This is a genomic window from bacterium, assembly GCA_016703265.1.
Lineage (GTDB): Bacteria > Krumholzibacteriota > Krumholzibacteriia > LZORAL124-64-63 > LZORAL124-64-63 > CAINDZ01.
In genome coordinates, this window is the sequence record JADJCK010000007.1 from 112805 (window position 1) to 135899 (window position 23095).

The 23095-nt window shown below is 70.2% G+C and carries 20 protein-coding genes; 12 read left to right on the forward strand and 8 right to left on the reverse strand.

Annotation, left to right across the window (positions count from 1 at the left end; genetic code table 11):
• The first annotated feature begins 47 nt into the window (after positions 1–47).
• The gene (locus IPG61_14405; GenBank protein ID MBK6735239.1) at positions 48–386 is read left to right on the forward strand and encodes a hypothetical protein; all 339 of its coding nucleotides are present in this window, start codon (positions 48–50) and stop codon (positions 384–386) included.
• Between the two features lie 108 nt (positions 387–494).
• Entirely contained in the window at positions 495–1712 is a 1218-nt protein-coding gene (locus IPG61_14410; protein ID MBK6735240.1) for a hypothetical protein, read from the forward strand.
• A gap of 123 nt (positions 1713–1835) precedes the next feature.
• Here the strand turns inward: IPG61_14410 and pepT are convergent, their stop codons facing one another.
• Positions 1836–3095, reverse strand: coding sequence for a peptidase T (gene pepT / locus IPG61_14415; protein MBK6735241.1), 1260 nt, complete (start codon positions 3093–3095; stop codon positions 1836–1838).
• Between the two features lie 277 nt (positions 3096–3372).
• Here pepT and IPG61_14420 point away from each other — a divergent pair, with 277 nt between their 5' ends.
• The 8 genes from IPG61_14420 (at position 3373) to IPG61_14455 (ending at position 12827) form a co-directional block, all read left to right on the forward strand.
• Positions 3373–5382, forward strand: coding sequence for an oligopeptide transporter, OPT family (locus IPG61_14420; protein MBK6735242.1), 2010 nt, complete (start codon positions 3373–3375; stop codon positions 5380–5382).
• 85 nt (positions 5383–5467) lie between these two features.
• Positions 5468–5953, forward strand: a complete 486-nt coding sequence (locus IPG61_14425) for an SEC-C domain-containing protein (GenBank protein ID MBK6735243.1) — start codon at positions 5468–5470, stop codon at positions 5951–5953.
• Complete coding sequence (locus tag IPG61_14430) at positions 5901–7742, forward strand: hypothetical protein (GenBank protein MBK6735244.1); 1842 nt, start codon at positions 5901–5903, stop codon at positions 7740–7742. Before IPG61_14425 ends, IPG61_14430 begins: the two co-directional genes overlap by 53 nt.
• A gap of 14 nt (positions 7743–7756) precedes the next feature.
• Positions 7757–8800, forward strand: coding sequence for a zinc-binding dehydrogenase (locus tag IPG61_14435; protein MBK6735245.1), 1044 nt, complete (start codon positions 7757–7759; stop codon positions 8798–8800).
• Between the two features lie 28 nt (positions 8801–8828).
• On the forward strand, positions 8829–9569 hold the full coding sequence (locus IPG61_14440; protein MBK6735246.1) for a glycosyltransferase family 2 protein: 741 nt from the start codon (positions 8829–8831) through the stop codon (positions 9567–9569).
• A gap of 201 nt (positions 9570–9770) precedes the next feature.
• Positions 9771–10613 carry a glycosyltransferase family 9 protein gene (locus IPG61_14445; GenBank protein ID MBK6735247.1) on the forward strand — a complete coding sequence of 281 codons (843 nt, stop codon included), beginning with the start codon at positions 9771–9773 and terminating at the stop codon, positions 10611–10613.
• A 29-nt stretch (positions 10614–10642) separates the two neighbouring features.
• Positions 10643–11722, forward strand: a complete 1080-nt coding sequence (locus IPG61_14450) for an OmpA family protein (GenBank protein MBK6735248.1) — start codon at positions 10643–10645, stop codon at positions 11720–11722.
• 91 nt (positions 11723–11813) lie between these two features.
• Positions 11814–12827, forward strand: a complete 1014-nt coding sequence (locus IPG61_14455; GenBank protein ID MBK6735249.1) for a DUF3078 domain-containing protein — start codon at positions 11814–11816, stop codon at positions 12825–12827.
• Here IPG61_14455 and IPG61_14460 read toward each other — a convergent pair.
• From IPG61_14460 to IPG61_14470, 3 genes are read right to left on the reverse strand one after another with little or no spacing between them, the layout of a single operon-like run.
• Positions 12824–13990 (reverse strand): acyl-CoA dehydrogenase family protein, encoded by a 1167-nt coding sequence (locus IPG61_14460; protein MBK6735250.1) that lies wholly within the window; start codon positions 13988–13990, stop codon positions 12824–12826. The two genes, IPG61_14455 and IPG61_14460, sit on opposite strands and share 4 nt — an antisense overlap.
• A gap of 15 nt (positions 13991–14005) precedes the next feature.
• On the reverse strand, positions 14006–14575 hold the full coding sequence (locus IPG61_14465; protein ID MBK6735251.1) for a hydrolase: 570 nt from the start codon (positions 14573–14575) through the stop codon (positions 14006–14008).
• Between the two features lie 17 nt (positions 14576–14592).
• Positions 14593–15900 (reverse strand): hypothetical protein, encoded by a 1308-nt coding sequence (locus IPG61_14470; GenBank protein MBK6735252.1) that lies wholly within the window; start codon positions 15898–15900, stop codon positions 14593–14595.
• A 252-nt stretch (positions 15901–16152) separates the two neighbouring features.
• On the opposite strand from IPG61_14470, the gene IPG61_14475 reads away from it, so the two are divergent.
• Entirely contained in the window at positions 16153–16596 is a 444-nt protein-coding gene (locus IPG61_14475) for a hypothetical protein (protein MBK6735253.1), read from the forward strand.
• Positions 16597–16652: 56 nt separating this feature from the next.
• Entirely contained in the window at positions 16653–17396 is a 744-nt protein-coding gene (locus tag IPG61_14480; protein MBK6735254.1) for a hypothetical protein, read from the forward strand.
• A gap of 91 nt (positions 17397–17487) precedes the next feature.
• On the opposite strand, the gene IPG61_14485 is transcribed toward IPG61_14480, so the two are convergent.
• The 4 genes from IPG61_14485 to ugpC form a co-directional block, all read right to left on the reverse strand.
• Entirely contained in the window at positions 17488–19848 is a 2361-nt protein-coding gene (locus tag IPG61_14485; GenBank protein ID MBK6735255.1) for a transketolase, read from the reverse strand.
• A 125-nt stretch (positions 19849–19973) separates the two neighbouring features.
• Positions 19974–21245, reverse strand: coding sequence for a hypothetical protein (locus IPG61_14490; GenBank protein MBK6735256.1), 1272 nt, complete (start codon positions 21243–21245; stop codon positions 19974–19976).
• A 107-nt stretch (positions 21246–21352) separates the two neighbouring features.
• The gene (locus IPG61_14495) at positions 21353–21937 is read right to left on the reverse strand and encodes an exonuclease domain-containing protein (GenBank protein MBK6735257.1); all 585 of its coding nucleotides are present in this window, start codon (positions 21935–21937) and stop codon (positions 21353–21355) included.
• Positions 21938–21945: 8 nt separating this feature from the next.
• Positions 21946–23043, reverse strand: coding sequence for a sn-glycerol-3-phosphate ABC transporter ATP-binding protein UgpC (gene ugpC / locus IPG61_14500; protein MBK6735258.1), 1098 nt, complete (start codon positions 23041–23043; stop codon positions 21946–21948).
• Positions 23044–23095 lie beyond the last annotated feature (52 nt).

Genomic DNA, 23095 nt, shown 5'->3' on the forward strand with positions numbered 1-23095 from the left:
GGTCGCATGAACTACAGGGAATCGACTTCAAGGGAATCGCTTTTGCGTTGGCGGCGTCGACGGCGCTGCTGGCCGCGCTGCCGGCAACGGCGGCGGTGCCGACCATCGCCTGGAACCAGCGCCATGACGGCGGCGGGCAGTTCAATGACGACGGCTGGTGCACGGTCGTCGACCCGGCCGGCGACGTGATCGTGGCCGGCGAGTCGGCCGACGGCATCGAGGGCATCGACCTGTGCATCCGCAAGCTGGACCGCCAGGACGGCCACCAGCTGTGGCAGGCGCGCTACCAGGGGTACGACGCGAAGGACGTGACCGTTGCGGACATCACCTGGGACACGGCCGGCCAGTTGCTCGTCGCGGGCTACATCCGCGGCTGCGTTGGCTGAGGCCAGGGTGATGACGTCGTCGTCCTGAAGGTCGACGGCGCGACCGGAGAGGTTCTCTGGTCCCGGCTTTACCAGGGTTCGGCTGGGCTCGATGAAGCGGCGCTGGCGGTGGCGGGCGACGCGGCGGGAGACGTGTATATCGCCGGGCGGGTCTCCGTGGCCGGCCAGGGCGTGCAGATGCTGGCGATGAAGCTGGACGGCGGCAACGGCACCATCGACTGGATGGAAATTCGCGGCGGGGCTGCCGGCGCCGACGACATCGCCTGGGACGTTGTCGTGGGTCCGGACGGCAACCCGGTCTTCAGCGGGCACACCATCGAGGCGGGCAACGTCGCGCGCTGCCTGACACGCAAGCTCGCGGCGGCCACCGGCGCCATGGTCTGGGAAGCGGTCACGACGGGTGCGCTGGCCGACATCGTCTCGCGCAGCGCCTGGCTGGCGGTGGGGCAGGACGGCGACATCCTGATGGCCCAGCGCGGCTACTCGACCACGAACGGCTACGACATCCTCACGGCGCGCTACGACGAGGCCGACGGTCACGCCGTGTGGCGCGCGCGCTACGACGGGCCCACGCACGGCGGCGACGATCCCCGCGCCATGGTGCTGACGACGACTGGCGACCTGGTCGTGGCCGGCGTGCAGGACACCTGGTGGAACTACAACTTCATGACCATCAGGTTCTCGGGCGCCACCGGCGCCGTGGTCTGGCAGGCGCCGGCCTACAACGGCCCCCCCGGCTGGTACGACGTGGCGACGGCCGTCTGCGAGGGCCCCGGCGGACTGATCATCACGACCGGTCTGAGCGACGGCACGGGCACGAGCTGGGACATCGCCACCGTGGGCTACGACGGCGCCACGGGCCAGCAGCAGTGGGTGCTGCGCCAGGACGGCCCGTCCAGCCAGAGCGACGAGCCGCGCGCCGTGACGGCGGGCGGCGGTCGCGTGTTCGTCACCGGTTACGTGTACGCCGCCACCACGGGCAAGGACTGGGTGACCCTGGCCTACGACCTGGGCCTGTCGAGCCCCGTGCCCCCGCTGGTGGCCCGAGGTCCCGCGACTCTCGCCGCCCCGTGGCCGAACCCCTTCAACCCCAGCACCACGGTGGCCTTCGACCTGGCCGCACCTGCCAACGTGCGCCTGGCCGTGCACAGCCTCGACGGCGCCCTGGTGCGCCAGCTGTTCACCGGCGCGGCGCCGGCGGGTCGCACCGCCCTGGTGTGGGACGGCCGCGACGCGGAAGGCCGCTCCGTCGCCACCGGCACCTACGCCGTGCGCCTATCAACCAACAACACGACCGACATCCGCCTGATCACGCTCTTGAAGTAGGAAGCTCCTGCTCCGTGGAGCGCGGGAGAGCGTCACACAAATGATCCGGCGGGCAATCCGCAGCGCCAAAGGCGCGAGGACAGCCCGCCGGATCATTTGTGTGACGCTCTCCCACCCAACGGCTCAGGAGCTTTTCTCACTCCAGACCGCGATCAGGTGCACGATGGTGTCGGAAGCCAGCTCCATGTCCTTCACGCACACCCACTCGCCGTACCCGTGGAAGTCCTGCTCGCCGGTGAAGATGTTCGGCGTGGGCAGGCCCTTGGCCGAGAGCACGGCGCCGTCGGTGCCGCCGCGGATCAGGCCGAGGATCGGCGACATGCCCGCCCGCTTGACGGCCTCGAGCGCGTACTCCATCGCCCGCGGCTCCTTCGAGATGTCGTACTTCATGTTGCGGTAGTATTCCTTGATCTCGACGCGGCACGAGGAACCGGGCCACTGCGCGCAGGCCTGCTCGGCCCAGCCGCGGATGCGGTCGGCCTTCGGCTTCAGTTCCGCCAGCTCGAAATCGCGGATCAGCAGCGTCACTTCCGTCTCGCTGCAGTTGCCCTTGATCGCGATGGGGTGGATGTAGCCCTCGCGGCCGCTGGTCGTCTCGGGCGCGCCTTCGCGCGGAATCAGCGCCAGGAACGAGCCGGCCACCTTCACCGAGGCGATCATCTTGTCCTTCGCGTATCCGGGATGGATGTCGCGCCCGACGAACGTGACGATGGCGCTGTCGGCGCAGAACGTCTCGTTCTCGACCTCGCCGCGCCGGCCGCCGTCCATGGTGTAGGCCACCTTCGCGCCGAACTTCTCCACGTTGAAATGCTTGACCCCGCCGCCGACTTCCTCGTCGGGCGTGAAGGCGACCTTCACCGGGCCGTGCCGGAAATCGGGGTTCTCGACGATCCGCGTCAGCGCATCGAGGATCTCGGCGATGCCCGCCTTGTCGTCGGCGCCCAGCAGCGTGGTGCCGTCGGCGGTGATGATGGTCTGGCCGATGCACTCCTGCAGATAGGGGTTCTCGGCGGCGACGATCTTCTTCCCGTTCTTCGGCAGGGCGATGTCCTTGCCGTCGTAGTTCGGATGGAAGGTGGGCACCACGTTCTCGCCCGACACGTCGGGATAGGTGTCCATGTGGGCGATGAAGGCGATGACCGGCACCTTCTCGCAGCCCGGCGTGGCCGGCAGCGTGGCCGTGACGTAGCAGTGTTCGTCGAAGGCCGCGTCGCTCAGGCCCAGGGCCTGCAGCTCGGCCACCAGCACGCGGGCCAGGTCGAACTGCCGGGCGGTGGACGGATAGGTCTCGGACGACTCGCTGCTGGTCGTGTGGATCTTCGCGTAGGTGACGAACCGGTCGACCAGGCCGGGGAAAGGCGAGCCGGGCTTGCGCTGGAGCATGGGAGGCCTCCACGGAGGGTGGGGGGTGTGTGCTTGTCGGGCGCCGGGGCGGGATCATAGTGCGCCATCGCCGCAGCCGGGGCAAGGGGCCGGCTGCAGCCGGGGATCAGGACCGGAGGGGTCTGAATCCGGCCGTTCGGGAACCGACACCGGGCGCCAACGGTTCCTTGTCCTTTTGGCCCCAGAATGTTACGGTCCGCCCCGGCGCCGCCCCCCCGCGGCGCGCCGGGCGCCCGGTCCCAGCCGGCTGCGCCCGCCACCCATCGCGGAGGTTTTCATGGACGTCAGTACTGGCAGCAAGAGCCTGCCCGAGAACGCCTACCGGGCGCTCAAGCCCGGAGAAAAGTACATCCCGGTGGTCCCGGCCGATTCCATCGTGCCTGAGATCACCGGCTACTCCCTGACGATGGGCCTGATCTTCGCGGTCGTCTTCTCGGCGGCGGCGGCCTACCTGGGCCTGAAGATCGGCCAGGTGTTCGAGGCGGCGATCCCGATCACGATCCTGGCGATCGGTGTCTCGGCCGGTCTCGGCAAGAAGAACGCGCTGCAGCAGCACGTCATGATCCAGTCGATCGGCTCGGCCTCGGGCGTGGTCGTGGCCGGCGCCATCTTCACGCTGCCGGGCCTGTACATCCTGGGCCTGGAAGACCGCACGAACTTCCTGCAGATGTGCCTGACCTCGCTGCTGGGCGGATTCCTGGGCATCGTCCTGCTGATCCCCTTCCGCAAGTACTTCGTCGACGACATGCACGGCGAGTTCCCGTTCCCCGAAGCTACGGCCTCGACGGAAGTGCTGATGGCCGGCGAAGCGGGCGGCGACCAGGCGACGGTGCTGGTCAAGAGCGGTGGCATCGCGATGTTGTTCCAGCTCCTGAGCGCCCAGACGATCGGCCTCTGGCGCGAGACGTTCTCGACGACGGCGTACGGACTCGGCGAGAAGCTGTCGCGTAGCATCCGCCTCGAGTACAACATGCTGACCGAGGCCGCGGTGCTGGGCCTCGGCTACATCATCGGCCTGCGCTATTCGCTGATCATTGCCTGCGGCTCGTTCCTGAGCTGGTGGGTGCTGGTGCCGATGATCGGCATCCTGGGCAAGGGCGTGCACGTGGGCGATACGGTCTTCCAGCTCCCGGCGCTGCTCGACCTGAGCACGACCCAGATCTTCCGCAACTTCGTGCGGCCGGTGGGCATCGGCGCCATCGCCATGTCGGGCATGATCGGCGTGTGGAAGAGCCGCAAGATCATCGCCGGCGCCATCAAGCTGGCCGCCTCGGCCGGCAAGCAGAAGCAGGCAACGACCGAGGTGCGTACGCAGCGCGACATGCCGGCCAAGCTCGTCACCATGCTGACCATGGCCGTGCTCGGCGCCGTGTTCCTGTATTTCTGGTTCATCGTCAAGGTCTCGCTGCTGCAGGCGGTCACCGGCCTGGCCATCGTCGGTTTCATCTCGTTCCTGTTCACGACGGTGGCCGCGCGCGCCATCGCCATCGTCGGCAGCAACCCGGTATCGGGCATGACGCTGATGACGCTGATCATCAGTTCGGTGATCCTGCGCTCGGTCGGTCTTCGCGACGAGGACGGCATGGTCGCGGCGCTGCTGATCGGCGGCGTCGTCTGCACCGCGCTGTCGATGAGCGGCGGCTTCATCAGCGACCTCAAGATCGGCTACTGGCTGGGCACCACGCCGGCCACGCAGCAGAAGTGGAAGTTCCTGGGCACGATCGTCTCGGCGATCTCGGTGACCGGCGTGATCCTGCTGCTGAACGAGGCCTACACGTTCACGGGCGGGCAGCTCCAGGCGCCGCAGGCCAACGCGATGGCTGCCGTGATCAAGCCGCTGATGACCGGCACCCCGGCGCCGTGGCTGCTCTACATGGCCGGCATCTTCATGGCGCTGATCCTGCAGTGGACCGGCCTGCCCGCGCTGGCCTTCGCCCTGGGCATGTACCTGCCGCTGGAAGTGAACACGCCGGTGCTGGTGGGTGGCCTCATCGCCTGGTTCGTCACGCGCAACGGCACCGACGAGCAGAAGGCGAAGCGGAACGACCGCGGTACGCTCATGGCGTCTGGTTTCGTGGCGGGCGGCGCGATCATGGGCGTGCTCGCGGCCCTCATCAAGTACGTCGGCGGCAACGTCGCGGGGGACAATTCCTGGAGCGTGGCGCAGGCCCTCGGGTTGCACCACTGGGCCGAGGAAATGCCCCTCTCGGCAACGGTCACATTGCTGTGCTTCTTCGGCCTGGCCTATTACCTGTACTGGGGTGCGCGCAGGGCGGCGAAGGACTGACGATTCCCGCCTGGCGCCACGGCCGGGCATGGACTGTAACGGGGCCGCCGCCGACTGGCGGCGGCCTCCTCTAATGGAGATGCAGATGAACTGTCCCTGCGGATCGGCGGCCGAGTACGCCGCCTGTTGCGAGCCGATCATCAAGGGCACGAGCCCGGCGGCCACAGCCGAGCAGCTCATGCGCGCCCGGTACTCCGCCTATACGCAGGTGGAGATGGAGTTCCTGCAGGAATCGCTGCATCCCGACTCGCGGGGCGACAGCGATCCCGAGGGCGCGCGCGACTGGGCCCAGAACAGCGCCTGGCACGGCCTGGTGGTGCTGAACACCGAGGACGGCGGGCCGGACGACGACAAGGGCACGGTCGAGTTCATCGCTTCGTATACTTACGAGGGCGAGGACAAGCAGTATCGCGAGGTGGCCGAGTTCGAGCGTGTCGACGGCCAGTGGCATTTCCGCGCGGGACGCCCGGCGCTCCGCAAGCCGATCGTGCGTGAGGAACCGAAAGTCGGGCGCAACGATGCCTGCCCGTGCGGCAGTGGTCGCAAGTACAAGCGCTGCTGCGGCGCCTGAGCGCCGCCGTCGCGCCCTGATGCGCCGGGCGGCGGCCCTGGTCCTGGCGGGCCTGGGCTTCGTCGCCATGGCAGCCGGCTCGGCCGCAGCGACCGAATCCGAAGCGCCGCCGGCCGCCGCCGAACGTTCCTGGCTGTCCCGCACCATCCACCGCTACTTCAGCAACGAGGAGCCCGCCGGCCGGGAGCTCGGCGGCCAGGCCGTCGCGCTGTCCGACCGCTACGTGGCGTATGCCGGGCGCACCATCGCGGTGGTCATCGTGCACCAGGTCGACCGCCTGCGCCCGGACGATGCGCCGCGCGGCGAATTGATGTCGTCGATGGCGCGCGCGCTCCGGCCCTACACGCGCGAGAGCGTGCTGCGCCAGTACCTGCTTTTCCACCAGGGCGAGGTGCTCGACCCCCTGAAGCTGGCCGATTCCGAGCGCCTCCTGCGCGGCATCGAGTACGTGGCCGACGTCCGCCTGCACGTGGTGCCCCTGACCGGTGCCGAGGACGAGGTGGCGGTCGTGGTCGAGATCCGCGACCGGCTGCCTGTGGGCGTGCGCTGGACCGCCCGCGACGTCGACCGGTTCGAGGCGGGGCTGTTCCACTCCAATGTGGGCGGGCTCGACATGCGCCTGGCTGCCGACCTTCGCTACCGCCGGAACGTGACCCCGGAGACGGGTTGGGGCGGCGAGCTGCGAAAGCGCAACATGGGCGGCTCGTTCGTCGACGCGCAGCTGGGCTACGAGGATTCGTGGCGCGGCCTGGAGCGCCGCGCGGCGTTCATCCGCGAAGAGGCCCATCCGGACATCCGCTGGGTGGGCGGGCTGTCGTGGAACGAGCGGCTCGAGCGCGACCCGACCCGCGAGGCCGTGCAGGTCGATGTCGCCGACGGCTGGGTCGGCCGCGTGATCCGCCTGCACGGCGACCCGGATGCCGCCCGGGGCACGCGGCCGGTGCTGGTGCCCGCCGTGGGCTGGGCCCGCGTTCACCACGACCGGCGGCCCGCAGTGACGCCCGACAGCAACCTGGCCTGGCACGACAGCCGCCAGCTGCTCGCGGGACTGACGCTGGCGCGCACGCGTGACTATCGCACCAGCTTCCTGGACGGCCTCGGCGAAACCGAGAACCTGAGCGGTGGGCAGGGCCTCAAGCTGTCGGTGGCCTATGTGGACGGCGAGTTCCGCGACCGCACCGGCATCTTCCTGCAGGGCTGGCGGCAGGCCGTGCGCGGGCGCGGCGACGTGCTGAACCTGGGCCTGGATGCGGGCGGTTTCCTGCGCGACGGCCGCCTGGAGGACGCCACGTTGCGCGCGGCGGCGCACTACGTGTCGCCGCTCCTCGGCGGCGGGCGCTGGCCGTCGCGACTGCTGGCCGGAATGCGCTACCACCGCGCCGTGCGCTCGACCGGCGGCGAATCCCTGTCGCTGGCCGAGGGACTGGGCCCGCGGGCGTTCGACCTGCCGCTGCTCGTGGGCGACCGGCGGCTGGCCCTGGACACCGAGTGGCGCCTGTTTCCGCCCTGGGCCGTCTACGGCTTCCGCTGCCAGGTCTTCGGCTACGCCGATGCGGCGCTGATCGCCGGACGGGGAAGCTCACTGGGTGACCAGCCCGTGCGGGCCAGCGCCGGGCTGGGCCTGCGGCTGGGAAACCCGGACCTGGTGCTGCCGGTGCTCGAGCTGCGGGTGGCCTTCCTGAGCGGCATGGACGATAATGCCGCCGGGATCGTGCTGTCGGCCGGGAACTTCGCGGCGCCCGAGACACGACTCCCCGGCTCCCGGCCGGGACGCTTCGACTTCCGCTGACCGAACGGATGAACATGTCCCAGGACCTGATGCGCCAGGTGTGGATGCGGCGGCGGGGCGAGCCCTCCGTGCTCGAGGTGCGCCAGGTACCTTCGCCGCGGCCTTCGCGCGGCCAGGTGCGCCTGCGCGTGGCGTTTGCCGGGGTCAATTTCGCCGACGTCATGATGCGGCGCGGGCTGTATCCCGACGCACCGAAGCTGCCGGCGGTGGCCGGCTACGAGGTGTCCGGCACGATCGACGCCGTGGGCGACGGCGTGGACCCTGCCCTGCAGGGCCGCCCGGCAGTGGCGATGTGCAACTTCGGCGGCTACAGCGAGCAGGTCTGCGTGCCCGCCGCGCTGGCCTGGCCGCTGCCTGACGGTGCGGACCTGCGCGCGGCGGCCGCCGTGCCGGTGAACTACCTGACCGCGTGGCAGATGGTGCGCGTGATGGCTCCCGTGGCGCCGGGCGGCACGGTGCTGGTGCAGTCGGCCGGCGGCGGCGTCGGGCAGGCCGTCGTGCAGCTCTGCGCGATTACGGGCGTCAGGGTGATCGGCTCGGCCTCGCCGTCGAAGCACGACGAGTTGCGCGCGCAGGGACTGGCCTTCGTCTTCGACTCGGGACTGGCCGGCTATGCGCCGCTCGTGCGCGAGGCGACGGGCGGCCGCGGCGTCGAAGCCGCGCTTGAGCCGCGCAATGGCCGCTGGATCCTGGAAAGCTACAAGTGCCTGTCGCGCTGCGGCCACCTGGTGCTGTTCGGCTTTGCGGGCGCCGCCACCGGCAGCAGCTCGGGCATCCTGTCGTCGCTGCGGACGCTGGCGCAGGTGCCCTGGCTTTCGATCAACCCGATACGGTTGATGAACGACAACCGCTCGCTGGGCGGCGTCAACCTGGGACGCATGTGGGACGAGGGCGCGCGCACCGGCGCCTGGATGGAAGCGCTGCTGGCCCTGCTGGCCGACGGCGCGATCGCTCCGCGCATCGACAGCGTGTTTCCGTTCGCGGAAGCCGCGCGGGCGCACGAGAAGCTCGAGGTGCGCACCAGCTTCGGCAAGATCCTGCTCGAGCCCGGCTCCTGAGCCGGGCCCGGCGGAAAGGCCCGTAACCGTGAAGGTGTCGGTCGCCATCATCACGAAGGACGCCGCCCGGCAGCTCGAACGCTGCCTGGCTTCGCTGACGTTCGCCGACGAGATCGTGGTGCTCGACCAGGGCAGCGCCGACGACACGGCCGCCGTCTGCGAACGCTTCGGCGCGATCCTGCATCAGGGCGCGTGGGAGGGTTTCGGGCCCACCAAGCAGCGGGCCGTCGGCCTGTGCCGCAACCGCTGGGTCTTCAACGTGGACTCGGACGAGGAAGTGTCGCCTGAGCTGGCAGCCGCCATCGCAGCGCTGCCGGAACAGCCCGCAGCGGCCGCCTTCGCGGTCAACCGGCTGAGCCGCTTCCTGGGGGGGTGGATCCGCCACTGCGGCTGGCATCCCGACTGGGTCGTGCGGCTGTTCGATCGCGAACGCGCGTCCTTCGACGACCGCCCGGTGCACGAGAGCGTGCGCCATCCCGGCACTGCGGTGCGGCTCGGCGGATTGCTGCGGCACCATCCGTACGAGACGATGGAGCAGTACATTGCCAAGCTGGACCGCTACACTTCGCTGGCGGCCGGCGACCTGCACGCGCGCGGCCGCCGCTGCGGCCCCGGCGCCGCCGTGGTGCGGGCCGAAGCGGCCTTCTGGCGCATGTGGCTGCTGCAGGGCGGCTGGCGTGACGGCGGCCCGGGACTCGTGTTGTGCCGCGCTTCGGCCTTCTACGTCCTGGCGAAGTACGTCAAGCTCTGGCGCCTGGGGCAGGCGTGAAGATCCTCGTGGCCCGCACCGACCGCCTGGGCGACCTGGTGCTCTCGCTGCCCGTGTTCGCGGTTGGTCGCGCCGCGCATCCCGACTGGCAGTTCCACGCGCTGGTGAGCCCGGCCTGTGCGCCGCTGGTCGAGAACGATCCCGCCGTGGCGGCCGTCTGGACCTGGGCAAGCGGGCGGTCCGCTCGCCGACGCCGAGCTGGTGGAGCGCCTGCGCGCGGAGCACTTCGATGCTGCGGTGCTGCTGCATTTCCGGGCGCCGCTGGCGCGGCTCCTGGCCCGCGCGGGTATCCGGCGGCGCTACGGCCCGCTTTCGAAACCCTCGAGCTGGCTGCTGCTCAACCGCGGCTCGTGGCAGCATCGATCGCGTGGCGGACGTCACGAGATGGACTTCAACCTCGATCTCCTGGCGCGCGTCGCCGGGGTGGCCGCGCCGCGGGATGCCGAGCCGCGCCTGCACCTGGGCGCGGCCCAGCTGGAGATCGGGCGCACCTTTCGCCGCCAGCGGGCGCCCGGGGCGCGCGTGGTCGCCTTCGTGCATCCGGGCTCCGGCGGCTCGGCCCTCGATTGGGACCCGGCCCGGTTCGCGGCCGTGGCGGGCCAGCTGGCGGCGCAGCCGGGCTGGCGCGTTTTCGTGACCGGCCACGGGGGCGACGGACCGGCTGTACTGGCCATGCAGGCCGCCGGGCTGGATCCGCGCGTCGAGGTGCTGCTGGACATGTACGCCTTGCGCGAGTTTCTTGGCGTGCTGTCGTCCGGCGATGTATTCCTCGGGCCCTCGACCGGTCCGCTGCACCTGGCGGGCGCGCTGGGCCTGGGTGTGGTCGGCATCTACCCGCCGGTGCCGGCCATGAGCCCCCGGCGCTGGGGGCCGCGGAGCCGCTGGAACCGGGTCCTGGTGCCCGAGGTTGGGTGTCCCGGCCGGCACGCGTGCCTGCTGGAGCGCTGCCCGTTGCACAACTGCCTGGGTAAAGTGGGCGTGAATGCCGCAGTGGCGGCGGTGCGCGCGGTGGTCGGCGAGCGCGACGGCCTGCCGACGGCCTGACGGAGTTGGAGATCAGGAGGATGAGCGCCATGGGAAAGATGTCGAACGGGGCCCGTAACCTGCTGCTGGCGGTGCTGGCGATGCTGGTGTTCGCGCTGGCCGGCCAGGCGGCTGCCCAGGCCGTTGACCCGGGTGCCACGGCGCGCCAGCTGATGGAGCAGGCGCGTCGTGCCGGCGGCAAGGGCACGATGCCGAACGCGTGGTGGGACGTGGAGGCCCTGATCCGCGGCGCGGACGAGCAGGGCGCGGCCGCGAACTGGGCGGCCGTCGAACAGGAGGCCCGCCGGCTGGTCAACGCCGCCGAGTTCCTCAACCAGATGCGGCAGCACAAGAGCGCCCTGGAAGCCCTGCTCGGGCGCTACGACCAGTCCCTGGCGGAGATCGGCGCCCTGTACGGCGTCGAGCCCTCGCCCTTGCTGGCGGGCGCCCCGGCGGCTGCCGACCTCATCGAGCGCCTCACGACCGCCAGCCTGCGCCGCCAGGTGGAGGTCGATTCGCTGCGCGTGGAGAATCGTCGCCTGGCGGGCACGGTGGGCGACCGCGCCGAGGCCCTGGAGGCGCAGGTGGCGACGCAGCAGGCCGAGATCAGCGCCCTGCGCAAGAAGCTCTGGGATACGGAACTGCGGGCGGGCATGGCCGAAGCCGACCGCTCGGCGGCCGAGTCCGTGCTCACGCGCAAGCAGCAGCGCGAGGAAGCCATCGCCGCGGTGCGGCAGGCCTTCGGCAAGGACGAGGCCGAGATCGTCGTCACCGCCGAGGGTGGCGTCGTACTGCGCGTGTTTGCGCTCTCGTTCGGCGTGGGCAGCGCCGAGCTGGGCAAGGGGCAGGACAAGCTGGTGGGCAAGATCGCCGATGCGGTCAGCCGCTTCCCGGGCGCGCCCCTGACGATCGAGGGCCACACCGACGACTCGGGTGGCCGTGACGCGAACCTGAAGCTCTCGGAGAAGCGCGCCGCGGCGGTGGCGCGCCTGCTGGAGAAGAAGCTCTCGCTCGGAAGCGGTGTCATCACCACGGTGGGCCTCGGCCCCGACCGGCCCCTGGCGCCCAACAGCACGGCGGCCGGCAAGGCGCGCAACCGGCGCATCGACCTGGTGATCGGCGCCCAGTGATTCTTCCCGGAGGAGCCCGCCACGGCGGCTCTCCTGTTTGGCAGGCCGCGCCCCGCGGCCACGATCGTGGAACCGAAAGGAATGACCTCGCGTGAACATCCGGAAAATCCCCTTGCTGCTGGCGTCCGCAGCACTCCTCACCGCGACTGCGGCCCTGGCCGGTGAACCGCTGGCCGTCGGTGCTTCGCGCCATGAGGCCGAGTTCGCCGTGAACATGCTCCAGAGTTCGTACAGCAAGAACTGGAACGGCGGCGACAAGGGCTCGGTCAACTGGTCGGTGACCTTCGCAGGCCGGCATGAGAAGCAGATGAGCGCGAAGTTCAACTGGCAGAACACGCTCAAGCTGGCCTACGGCCAGAACCACCAGCAGGCCCGGGGCACGGACGGCAGCCTGACCTGGCTGCGCGCGGACAAGAACACCGACGCGATCGAGTTCGAGTCGCTCGGGCGCCTGACCGTCGCCAGTGGCTGGGACCCGTACGTGGCGGTCGGCTTCTCGTCGCTGTTCCGCGACCTGAGTGACGCGGCGGGGCGCGACCTGAACCTGAACCCGAAGACGTTCCGCGAGTCGGCGGGCGTTTCGCGCCAGCTTGTCGCCACCGAGAAGCGGTCGCTGTCGATGCGGCTGGGCCTGGGCCTGTCGCAGAGCAGCCGGCGCTTCTTCGACGAGCCGGCGCCCTCGACGACGACGCAATCGGAGACCGCGTACACCACCAGCGCCGAACTGGTGACCGAGTACAAGTCGGCGCTGCTGGGCGATCGCGTGGCCTGGGAGTCGAAGCTGACCATCGACCGGCCCCTGACCTGGTCCGGCAAGTCGGTCTTCGAGGACGGGTTCACGTCGACGGCCGTCATGCCCGACGACATCGCCGACTACACGACGGCGCTGGACCTGGACTGGGAGAACACGCTGTCGGCGAACATCACGAAGGTGATCTCGGTGAAGCTGTTCACGCGGTGGGTCTACGACAAGTACGACAACTCGGTCAAGCCGTCGGTGGGCGACGACAACACGCTGGCCAACGAGGCCGACGTGCTGAACGCCATCCGCAAGGCGGGCCAGTTCAAGCAGACGATGGCGCTCGGCTTCGGCTACAAGTTCTAGCGGAACGCCGGCGAACCGGTGATCTCGGCACCCACGATCAGGGTATGGATATCGTGGGTGCCTTCGTATGTGTAGACCGATTCGAGATTGGCCATGTGGCGTCCCGGCGAGAACTCGTCGGTGATGCCGGCCGCCCCCAGAATGTCCCTGGCCTTGCGCGCGCAGTCCAGCGCCATCGCCACATGGGCGCGCTTGGCAAGGGACACCAGCGGCACCTCGTCGATGCCGGCATCCTTGAGCCGGCCCAGCTGCCGGCACATGGCCTGCGCCTGGGTGATGCCCGTCAGCATCTCGACCAGCTTGTGCTGCACCAGCTGGAACGAGGCGATGGGCTGGCCGAACTGATGGCGCGCCTGTGCATAGCGCAGCGCCGTGTCGTAGCAGTCCATGGCGGCGCCGACAACGCCCCAGGCGATGCCGTAGCGGGCCTGGTTCAGGCACGACAGCGGGGCCTTCAGTCCGCGCGCGCCCGGCAGCCGCGCGCTGTCGGGCAGGCGCACCTGGTCGAAGACCAGCTCGCCCGTGTCCGAGGCGCGCAGGCTGAACTTGCCGTGGATGGTATTCGTGGTGAAGCCCGGCGTGCCGCGCTCGACCAGGAAGCCGCTGACCCCTTCGGGCGTCCGCGCCCAGACCACCGCCACGTCGGCCACGTTGGCATTCGTGATCCACAGCTTGCTGCCGCTCAGGACCCAACCGTCGCCGTCGCGCTCGGCGCGCGTCTCCATGCCGCCGGGGTCCGAGCCGTGGTCGGCTTCGGTCAACCCGAAGCAGCCGATGCGGCGGCCCGCCGCCAGTTCGGGCAGCCAGCGCTGCTTCTGCTCGTCGGTGCCGTAGGTGGCGATGGGCCACATCACGAGCGAACCCTGAACCGACGCGAAGCTGCGCAGGCCGCTGTCGCCGCGCTCGAGTTCACGGCAGATCAGTCCATAGACGGTGGGGCTGAGCCCGGGGCAGCCCGGTCCCTTCACCGACGAACCGAGCAGGCCGAGTGCGCCCATTTCCGGCGCCAGGTCGAGCGGGAAGGTGCCCGCGCGGAAATGCCCGCGCAGGTTCGGCAGGAACCGTTCGTCGACGAACCGACGGACGACGTCGCGAACGCCGCGCTCCTCGTCGCTGAGTGATGCGTCCACGCGGTAGAAGTCGACGCCTTGATAACTGCTCATGGCCTGCATCCCCCGTCAGTTCTTCAGCAGCGCCGAGACCCGCTTGAACGCCGGCGTCCCGGCTTCGCGCAGGATCTCGAACATGATCATCTGCGTACCCATGACGTCGGCGCCCACGTCGCGCAGGCGCTGCAGACCCAGGTCGCGGTCGGCCGGGCGGCACGAGCTGACGGCATCGGCAGCCAGGGCCACCTGCTTGCCGTCGCGCAGCAGGTCGCACGCGGTCTGGTAGACGCACACGTGCGTCTCGATGCCGCAGAGAATGACCTGGTCGCGCCCGGTGGCCCGCAGCGCCTCGTTGAAGGCGGCGTCGCCCGCGCAGCTGAACGTCATCTTCTCGATGGCGGTGAACGGGCGGCAGGCCTCGCGGACCTCGGTCATGGTCACGCCCAGCCCGCGCGGATACTGCTCGGTGACGATCACCGGGATCTCGAGCTGGCGGCAGAACGCGATCAGGCGAAGTGAACGCTCGAGTACCTGGTCCATGCCGTGGACCAGGCCGCGGAAGCGCTCCTGGAGGTCGATGACGACCAGCGCTGTGCGCTCGGGCGTCAGGCGGACAGGCGGTCGGTTCCCGGTGCTCATCGGGTCTCCTTGTCGGTTCAGTTGCGGCGCGGTGCGGCATAGTCGCCGCACGGCGTGACGGCCGTGGCGTACGGACCGTTCCAGCTCTGGTTGAAGAAAACGTCGGCGTCGCGCGGGGCCCCGGCGCCGGTCAGGAAGAGCCCGAGGTTGCGCGACTCGAAGAAGTAGTCGCGCGACCAGTTCGACGTGCCCAGCCACATGGCGTTGCCGTCGACGGTCAGGTACTTGGCGTGCTCGACGCGCGCAAAGGGGATGAAGCCCTCGGGGTGCGCCGGGATGCTGGTCAGCCGCAGTTCGATGCCCGGCACTGCAGCCAGGCTCTTCAGCCAGGGCACCGCGTACTTCGTGGCGGCCCAGTCGGCCAGGATGATGCGCACCTTCGCGCCGCGCACGGCGGCGCGCCGCAGCGCGCGGTCGAGGTCGTCGAACAGCCGGCCCTCGCGGTCGGCGACCGAATACGACAGCAGCTGCAGGTGCACCGAGTCGCGCGCCGCATCCATCATCTCCACCAGCAGCGGCAGGTCCCAGGGCACGTCGGCGGGCAGGCCGGCCTGGGGGCTCGCTGCCAGGACCGCGCGCACTTCCGCACCGTCCGGGCTCGTGAGCGTCACTGCGGGCAACCCGGCCAGCGGGGCCTGCGCCGGACCGCCCGGGGTGGATGCCGTCGCGGTCTGTTGGCCGCCGGCCAGCGCCCAGTCGAGGTCGAAGATGCGCCGCGCGCGCGCGGCGAGCGTGCGGTCGCGCACGAGGATGCCCAGCTCGTGGATCTGCCCCAGGGCGCGCCAGTCGAAATTCTGGCTGCCCAGGTAGAGCCCGTCGTCATCGACGAGGAAATACTTGGCGTGCAGGACGCCGCCCCAGGCCTTGCCGACATCGAACAGGCGACTCTCGGCGCCGGGCAACGCCCCGGCCCAGGCCGGGACCTCGGCGTAGTTGGCGGCGAACTTGGCGTCGGCCAGCAGGCGCACCTTGACGCCGCGACCGGCGGCCGCTTCGACCTGCGCCAGTACCGGCAGCAGGAGGTCGGGCGCTCCCGCAGGGCCGCCGGCATCCTTGCCGTCACCCTTGCGGCTGAAATAGAAGCCGGCCAGGTCCAGCCTCGTGGCGGCATCGCCCATGACCTGGGCCCAGACCGCCGGGGCGTCGGGAATAGCGGATAGATCGAGTTGTGTATGTTCGGGCCAGCTCTCGACCAACGTGAATGTCCCCGGCGTATCGGCGCCGGAACCACCCGCCAGCGCCGCGGCCGGGAACAGGACACAGGACACGGCGGCAGCGAGGACAAGGGCCGCGGGTGCGGTGAAGGGGGATGACAGTCGGGGCATGGTCCAGTCCTTGCGGGGTTCGGGGACGCTCCGGGTCGATGGTGCCCCAGAATAGCTGCCGTGCGGCCGCGCGTCGAGCGGCGCGCGCCGGGCTTGCCAGCAACCCGATCGCCTGCCAGACTGGTAGGCGCCGTGGCCGGCCGGGAAGCCGGTTGGGGGCGCCGCGGGAACCTCAGGGGTGCCCGGGTTGTTCCCCCGCGTTTGGGCGTCCTGATCCCTGCCACAGGATCGTTTCTTCGGAGAGTTGACCGCTTGCATCACCGCACCGCACGCCTCATCGCCCTTGCCTGGCTGCCGCTGGCAGCCTGGCTGGCGCTGTGGCCCGCGGTGGAGGCGCGGCAGCTGCCGATGCGCGAGATGGCCCGGCAGACCGTCAAGGTCGTGCGCGGGGGCTGTTGCGGCGCTCGGCCGGCCGAGGGTGCTGCGCTGCCTCGGGGTAACGAGCGGCACGGCTGCTGCAGCGGCCAGGGCGAGGCTCCTGCGCGCGTGCCGGCCTGCCCGGACGGCGGCAGTGCCCGCTGCCAGCAATGTGTCAATCACGGCGGCCCGCTGCTGTTCACGCACGTGCTGTCGGTGCCTGATCCCGAGCGCACGGTGCTTGGGGCCATCCTTCATGGCGACCTTGTCGCCGCCTCCCGCGACCTCCGGCCGCCGGTGCCGCCCCCGCGATCGATCGGCGTTCCCCAGTACACCTAGAAAGGCGCGTCTTTCAGGGATGCGCCCCCCAACACTTGTGACCGGAGGATACGAAGATGAATGTCCGTAAGTACCTGACTGTGATGGCCACGCTGATGCTGGCCTCGATGTTGAGCGTGGCTGTGGCCGTGGCTGAGGATGCCCCGGCGGCGGCGCCGGAAGCCGGCAAGGCCTGTGCGGCCGCGTGCGCCCATGGTGCCGACAAGGCGTGCTCGGCCGCCTGCACGCAGGGTGACGCGGCCAAGGCCTGCGCAGCCAAAGCCTGTGCGTCGAAGTGCTCGCCGGCCGAGGCTGAGGCCTGCGCCGCGAAGTGCAAGGCCGGCGAGGCCAGCGGTTGTGCGACCAAGGGCTGCGATGCCTCGGCCTGTGCGTCGAAGTGCGGCCACGGCGGGCACCACGCCCGCATGGGCCACAAGATGATGCGCTACGCCCATGGCGGCGGCAGCGCCTGCGTCGGCATGTGCCTGGTCGGTGAGGGCCCCGCGTGCCCGATGCACCGCGCGAAGTCGTGCCATGGCGCGAAGGGCTGCGGGGACATGGCTGCGTGCGCCGGCAAGGCTGGCTGCGACAAGGCCGCGTGTGGCGACAAGGCTGCTTGCGCAGGCAAGGCCGCGTGTGGCGACAAGGCCGCCTGCGCCGGCAAGGCCGGGTGCGACAAGGCTGCGTGCGCCGGCAAGGCCGGGTGTGACAAGGCTGCGTGTGCCGGCAAGGCTGCCTGCGCCGCCACCGCCGCCGCTGCCGCCTGCCCGAGCGCCAGCACCTGCGCCGGCGCCAGCGCCTGCCCGAAGGCCGGCAAGTAGAGGTCGCCCCGCGCGATCGTTGCCGATCGAAAGAGGCGCCCGCAGCCGTTGCTGCGGGCGCCTTCTTTCCCTCAACGTCGGCCGTGGCGTGTCAGCCGCGCGCCTGCCCCAGCATGGTCCCGAGTTCCTTCATGCGTTCGGACCAGTCCTCGGCGAAGGCGATCACGCCCTGCGCGATCGATTCGGCGTCGAGGCCGGCGTTCTCGCACACGTCCTCGGGCGAGCCGCCGGGACGCCACTCGTCGTCCCAGTCGCTGCTCATCGCGTAGCGTTCGGCCAGCGGGTTGAACGTCCAGTCGAACATCGTGCGACGCGCGCGGTTGGTGATGTAGGTGCTGTTGAGGCGGTCGCCCGGCGACAGCACTTGCTCCTGGTAGTCCTCGTCCTGCAGCGCGAACAGCTGCGGGCTCGGCACGGCCACGAACTTGACGTTGACGCCCGCCGCATCGATGGCCGGCAGCGCCTCGATCAGGCCAGCTGTGCTCATCGTGCCCTGCACCATGACCACGCCCTGCCGCGGCAGGCCCGGCTTCCAGTCGCGCAGGATGTAGGCGCCGCGCGCCGCCTCGAAATGAGAGCCCAGGCCGAGGGCCTGGCGGTCGGGGATCTTCACCGGCGGGCGCGTGAGGTGCAGCGCCACGATCGGCTTGCCCGTGGCCAGCGCCGCGGCGATCATCACCGGCACCTCGTTGTATTCCCAGGGGTGGATGTCGATCACCTGGCCGTCGGGGAACATCTGCGTGGCGCCGGGGCTGAAGATGCCGAAGTGCGTGCGGCTGTCCTCGCCGGTTTCAGGGCCGCTGTGCCCGGCCACCCAGATGGTGGTGCCCACCTTCAGCTCGCAGTCCTGCGCCAGCTGGCTGTACAGGCGCATGGGGCCGTACTTCAGGTAGCTGAACGCCGCGTAGGTGCTGCAGGCGGTGAAGAAGCCGTTGAACTCGTTCTCGGGGTCGCTGGAGAAGTTCACCGAGGCGGCGCCGACCATGATGCCGGCGTTGGCGAACTCGGTGATGCCCTGCGGCAACAGCACGCCGTCGGGATTCGTCTCGCGCTGGTACCAGCCGAGGTTGGGCATGTCGCCAAAGGGCTTGGCGAAGCCGTCGATGTTGGTGGAACCGGCCAGGTCGGCTGCGCAGACAAGGAACAGCGGACGTCCGTACTTCTGCAGGCTCCAGCTGTTGATGTAGCTGCCCCAGGCGGACAGGGCGGCGCGGTTCGGCTGCCTGGCGCCGGGCTTGGCCCACAGTTCCGCGGGATACTGCGCAACGTCCAGCAGCGCCGGGTCCTTCAGCGGATTCTTCGATTCGGGCAGGCGGAATCCCGGCAACTCGGTCGGGACACTGTCGCCCAGCTCGACCAGGCGGTCGGCCAGGTAGCGCACCAGGTCCTCGTCGCGCCGCAGCACGTCGAGCGCGGCATTGAGGTTGGCCGCGAACTGTTCGCGGCGCGCTTCGGCGTCGGCGGGCGCCGCCTCGCCCTGGCCGTGCCACTGCGTGCCGTAGATGTCGCTGAAGTCCTGGCGGCAAAGCCAGAACTTCTCGCCGTTCATCTTGTGGGCGGAGCCGTGCGCGTTGTTGTCGTAGGTGTGGTACCCGCGTCCCTTGCGCGTGCGGCCGAAGACCATCCGCGGGCGCAGCGGCGTGCCGGGACCATGCACGGTCTCGAGCAGCGCGCGGGTGACCTGCGTCCAGTCGCTGCCGTCGACGGCCTCGTGCACATCCCACCCGTAAGAGGTGAACCAGTCGCGCGGCGTGCCGTGTACGATCGAACTGTAGGCATTGGAGTCGATGCCGTAGTCGTTCCAGTCGAGGATGATGCAGAGGTTGTCCAGGCCCAGCCCGTAGGCCGAGTTCTTCGCCTCGTGCCAGCAGCCCGCCGTGTGGCCGCCCTCGCCCTCGATGCCGAAGACCCGCACGTCCTTCGCGCCCGCGCAGCGAAGCGCCAGCGCCTCGCCCACCGCCGCCGGCGCGCCGTGGCCGCTGGGGCCGGTGTTGAACTTCACGAAGAGGTTCTTGCCCGCCATCTCGGCGTGGCCGGGCAGGCCGCCGACGTCGCGGAAGTCGAGCAGGTCTTCCCAGGTCAGCATGCGCTCGCTGCCGCCGTGGACGAGGTACTTCGCATCACCGGTCTTCGCGTACATGAGGCGCAGCGCTTCGTTGAACACGGCCAGCGTGCCGTAGACCAGCGGTACCGTGTGGCCCGCCACCAGCACGAAGCGGTCGCCGAACCGCTTTCCCGGGTCGCGGATGTCCCAGCGCATCGCGCCCGACAACAGCAGGCTGATGAAATAGTGCGCCTTGGAACGGCTGCCGCCGGGGTGGCCGCTCTGCCGGTAGTTGAGCATCAGGTCGATCTGCTGGTCGATGATGTCCTTGAGGATCTCCCAGCGGGCGAAGTTCGCCTTCTGGGCCTCGAACTGGCGGGAGACGTCAGGCACGGGGGGCTCCTTCATGACGGGGGCGGCGCCCGGGTGGGTGCCCGGGGCCCGGCGGCGGTCGGCACGACCGAAAATGCGCCAACGGGCCGCCCGATTCAAGGAGGAACGTGGGGTGGTTGCGCGCCGGCCCGCCAGGGCGTTCAGGGCGCGAAAGTGACCAGTTTCATGCCGCTCCAGGGTACGTAGTCGGGCTTCTCCCGGCCCTCCCCGAACACCAGCATTCCGGCGTGGCCCTCGCCCGTGTCCTCGTCGCCCCCGAGCACCAGGCGCCGCCCGTCGCGCAGGACGACTTCGCACGAGCCCGGGACCGTGGGCGTGATCGAGGCGACGAGCCCGAAGGGGATCTGGTATTCGCATTCGTCCAGCGCGCCATGGAGGATGTCGATGGTGGTCGCCTCGTCGAGGTCGTAGACCAGGCGCCCCTGCAGGGTACGGCCGTCGGTCGTCGTGACGACACCGGCCAATGCGCGCGGCGGCGCGAAGTCGGCATAGCCGGGCGACGTGGCGGGCACCAGGCGCAGCTCGGCGGCAATGAAGCGGTTCCAGGGCACGATGATCCGGCCCACGCCGGCAACGTCCACCGCGGCGCCGCGGTTGCCGCTCCCGACATCGTTGGTGCCGTCAAGGTTGAGCACGCGACCGTCGGTCAAGATGACGTCGCTGCCGCCGCGCCGGCTGCGGGCGATGCGGCGCACCTGCGTGAGGGCGACATCCTGTTCGTCGCTGTCGATGGTGTCGATGCTCGTGCACTCCGAGGTGTCCCACTGGAGGCTGCCGGCGAAGCTGCCGCCCCGGAACTCCACGGTGCCCGCCAGCCGCGCGGCATAGGGCACGGCGCCTGCCGGCGCGGCGCTGAAGCGGATCTCCCGCACGTCATCCCAGGCCAGTTCGACCGGCTGGTCGGGCTTCGGGTAGACGATCAGGTCCGAGCGCAGGTCGTGGGACGGCCCGCCCACGGCGACCTCGCGACCGTCGCGGAGCACGGCGATGACCGGCTTCTCCTCGTCCTCGGTCAGGCGCAGGGCGGCCAGGTCGCCGTAACGGCAGATGAAGGGGCGGCTGATGTGCACGTCCTCTTCGCGGTTGTGCAGCGCCCAGGCCAGGCGGTTCAGCAGGCCGCGCGACCCGTACTCGCGCTGGCGGCGCTCGCGGACCAGTTGTTCACGGTCGGCGAAGTCGAACCACGGCAGGTCGCGCTGCCGGGCCGAGAAGATGTTGTCCCAGAACGCGTCCTCGTCCACCCACCGCAGGTAGCCGACGTGGCTGGTGCCGTCGTCCAGCGTGACCGTGGCGTGGATGAGGCCGGCGCCGGGATGGGGCGCGGCCGTCGGGTTGTCGGTGGCGCTGGCCGGCGCCGCGGCCAGCGCGGCGGCCAGGAACGCAGCAAGCAGGTGGCGCGGGACAACGGTCACGGGGAAACCTCGCGTCGGGGGTACCGGGGCCTGGGCCGTCATGATCGGCGCAATCTTCTGAAAACGCACGCGGGGGCCGCCAGGTTGCACGGCCGGCCGGACTGGCGTCAGGCAGGCACGCGGCCCAGGTGGTGCATCTGGAGGACGGCCGCCGCGGCGCGGGCGTCCTCGACGGCGCGGTGGGCGGCGAAGCGGTCGCCCAGATCCATCTGCTCCAGCACCGAGGACAGGTTCTGGCCGCTGGTCTTCAGTTCGCGCTCGGCCAGCCAGGCGATCGCGACGGCACGCAGGTCGAAGGCGCCGCCGACGATGTGCGCCCGGAAGTCCAGTCCGTAGCGATCGCATTCCTTGCGCAGCAGCGGGATGTCGTAGTAGGCGCCGAAGGCGGCGATGATGGCCTTGTTGCGCGGGCCGTACCAGTCGAGGAACCGCCGGCCCACGGCCGCGAAGGTGTCGCAGCCGGCGACCATCTCGGGCGTGATGCCGGTGATGTCGGTGATGAACGGGACGATCGGATGGTCTTCCGGCCGCACCAACTCGCTGAAGGTGGCGGTGATCTCCAGCGAGCGGCGATCGAGGCGCACGGCGCCGATCTCGATGATGCTGCTGCGCTCGACGGCGTTGTTGCCCTGGTCCTCGGCCGGGCACGAGGCCTCGAGATCGACCACGACGATGTCGGTGCTGTAGCGCACGCGGCGGCTCAGGCCACGGGCAGGGCCCGGCCCTGCTCGTCGGCCGCGAACAGGCGGATCGATTCGGCGCGCAGGTTCACGCCCAGCGGCTTGTCGATGACCGCGGCAGCCTGGCCCGGGCAGCGCACGACCAGCACGCCGCCGCCCAGCCCCAGGTGGACCATCGTCTCGTTGCCGAGCGATTCCACGACCTGCACGGGAGCCGAAAGGCCAGCTCCGGCGCCCGCGGGCGTCACGTCCAGGTGCTCGGGGCGGATGCCGAGGATCGTCGGCGTGCCCACCAAGGCGGCGGCGGGCCGGAAACCGGCGGGCAGGCCCACCGATTCCCCCGCTTCGGTGACGAAGCGCAGGCCGTCGTGCTGCTCCAGGCGCCCGCTGAGGAAGTTCATCGCGGGCGAGCCGATGAAGCCGGCCACGAAACGGTTGGCGGGACGCTCGTAGAGTTCGAGCGGCGCGGCCACCTGCTGCACGATGCCGTCCTTCATGACCACGATACGCTGGCCCAGCGTCATGGCCTCGGTCTGGTCGTGCGTGACGTAGATCATGGTCGCGCCCAGCCGGTGATGCAGGCGCGCGATCTCGGCGCGCATCTGCACGCGCATCTTGGCGTCGAGGTTGCTGAGCGGCTCGTCGAAGAGGAACACGTCGGGATCGCGCACGATGGCGCGACCGAGGGCCACGCGCTGCCGCTGGCCGCCCGACAGGGCGCGCGGCTTGCGTTCGAGCAGCGTCTCGATGCCGAGGATGCGCGCGGCGTCCTCGACCTTCGCCGTGATCTCCGCCTTCGGCAGTTTCCGCATCTTGAGGCCGAAGGCCAGGTTCTCGCGCACGTTCATGTGCGGGTAGAGGGCGTAGTTCTGGAACACCATCGCGATGTTGCGGTCGCGCGGTTCGATGTCATTGACGACACGGTCGCCGATGGAGACGGTGCCGCCGGTGATCTCCTCGAGTCCGGCGATCATGCGCAACGTCGTCGACTTGCCGCACCCGGAAGGCCCGACGAGCACGGCGAACTCGCCATGCGCGATATGCAGGTCGAGCGGATGGACGGCGATGACGCCGCCGGGGTAGGTCTTGCTGACCTGCTGGAGGATGACCTGGGCCACGATGGACGGCTCCCGGTGACGGGTGTGCGCTGGACGGTGAACGCCTCAGGGT

Bases quoted from the DNA above. Each gene is read 5' to 3' on its own strand.
- IPG61_14485 (MBK6735255.1), bottom strand. From the start codon at position 19,848: ATGAAGGAGCCCCCCGTGCCTGACGTCTCCCGCCAGTTCGAGGCCCAG.
- IPG61_14460 (MBK6735250.1), bottom strand. From the start codon at position 13,990: ATGAGCAGTTATCAAGGCGTCGACTTCTACCGCGTGGACGCATCACTC.
- IPG61_14480 (MBK6735254.1), top strand. From the start codon at position 16,653: ATGAATGTCCGTAAGTACCTGACTGTGATGGCCACGCTGATGCTGGCC.
- IPG61_14430 (MBK6735244.1), top strand. From the start codon at position 5,901: ATGCCTGCCCGTGCGGCAGTGGTCGCAAGTACAAGCGCTGCTGCGGCG.
- IPG61_14435 (MBK6735245.1), top strand. From the start codon at position 7,757: ATGTCCCAGGACCTGATGCGCCAGGTGTGGATGCGGCGGCGGGGCGAG.
- IPG61_14465 (MBK6735251.1), bottom strand. From the start codon at position 14,575: ATGAGCACCGGGAACCGACCGCCTGTCCGCCTGACGCCCGAGCGCACA.
- IPG61_14425 (MBK6735243.1), top strand. From the start codon at position 5,468: ATGAACTGTCCCTGCGGATCGGCGGCCGAGTACGCCGCCTGTTGCGAG.
- IPG61_14450 (MBK6735248.1), top strand. From the start codon at position 10,643: ATGGGAAAGATGTCGAACGGGGCCCGTAACCTGCTGCTGGCGGTGCTG.
- pepT (MBK6735241.1), bottom strand. From the start codon at position 3,095: ATGCTCCAGCGCAAGCCCGGCTCGCCTTTCCCCGGCCTGGTCGACCGG.
- IPG61_14470 (MBK6735252.1), bottom strand. From the start codon at position 15,900: ATGCCCCGACTGTCATCCCCCTTCACCGCACCCGCGGCCCTTGTCCTC.
- IPG61_14420 (MBK6735242.1), top strand. From the start codon at position 3,373: ATGGACGTCAGTACTGGCAGCAAGAGCCTGCCCGAGAACGCCTACCGG.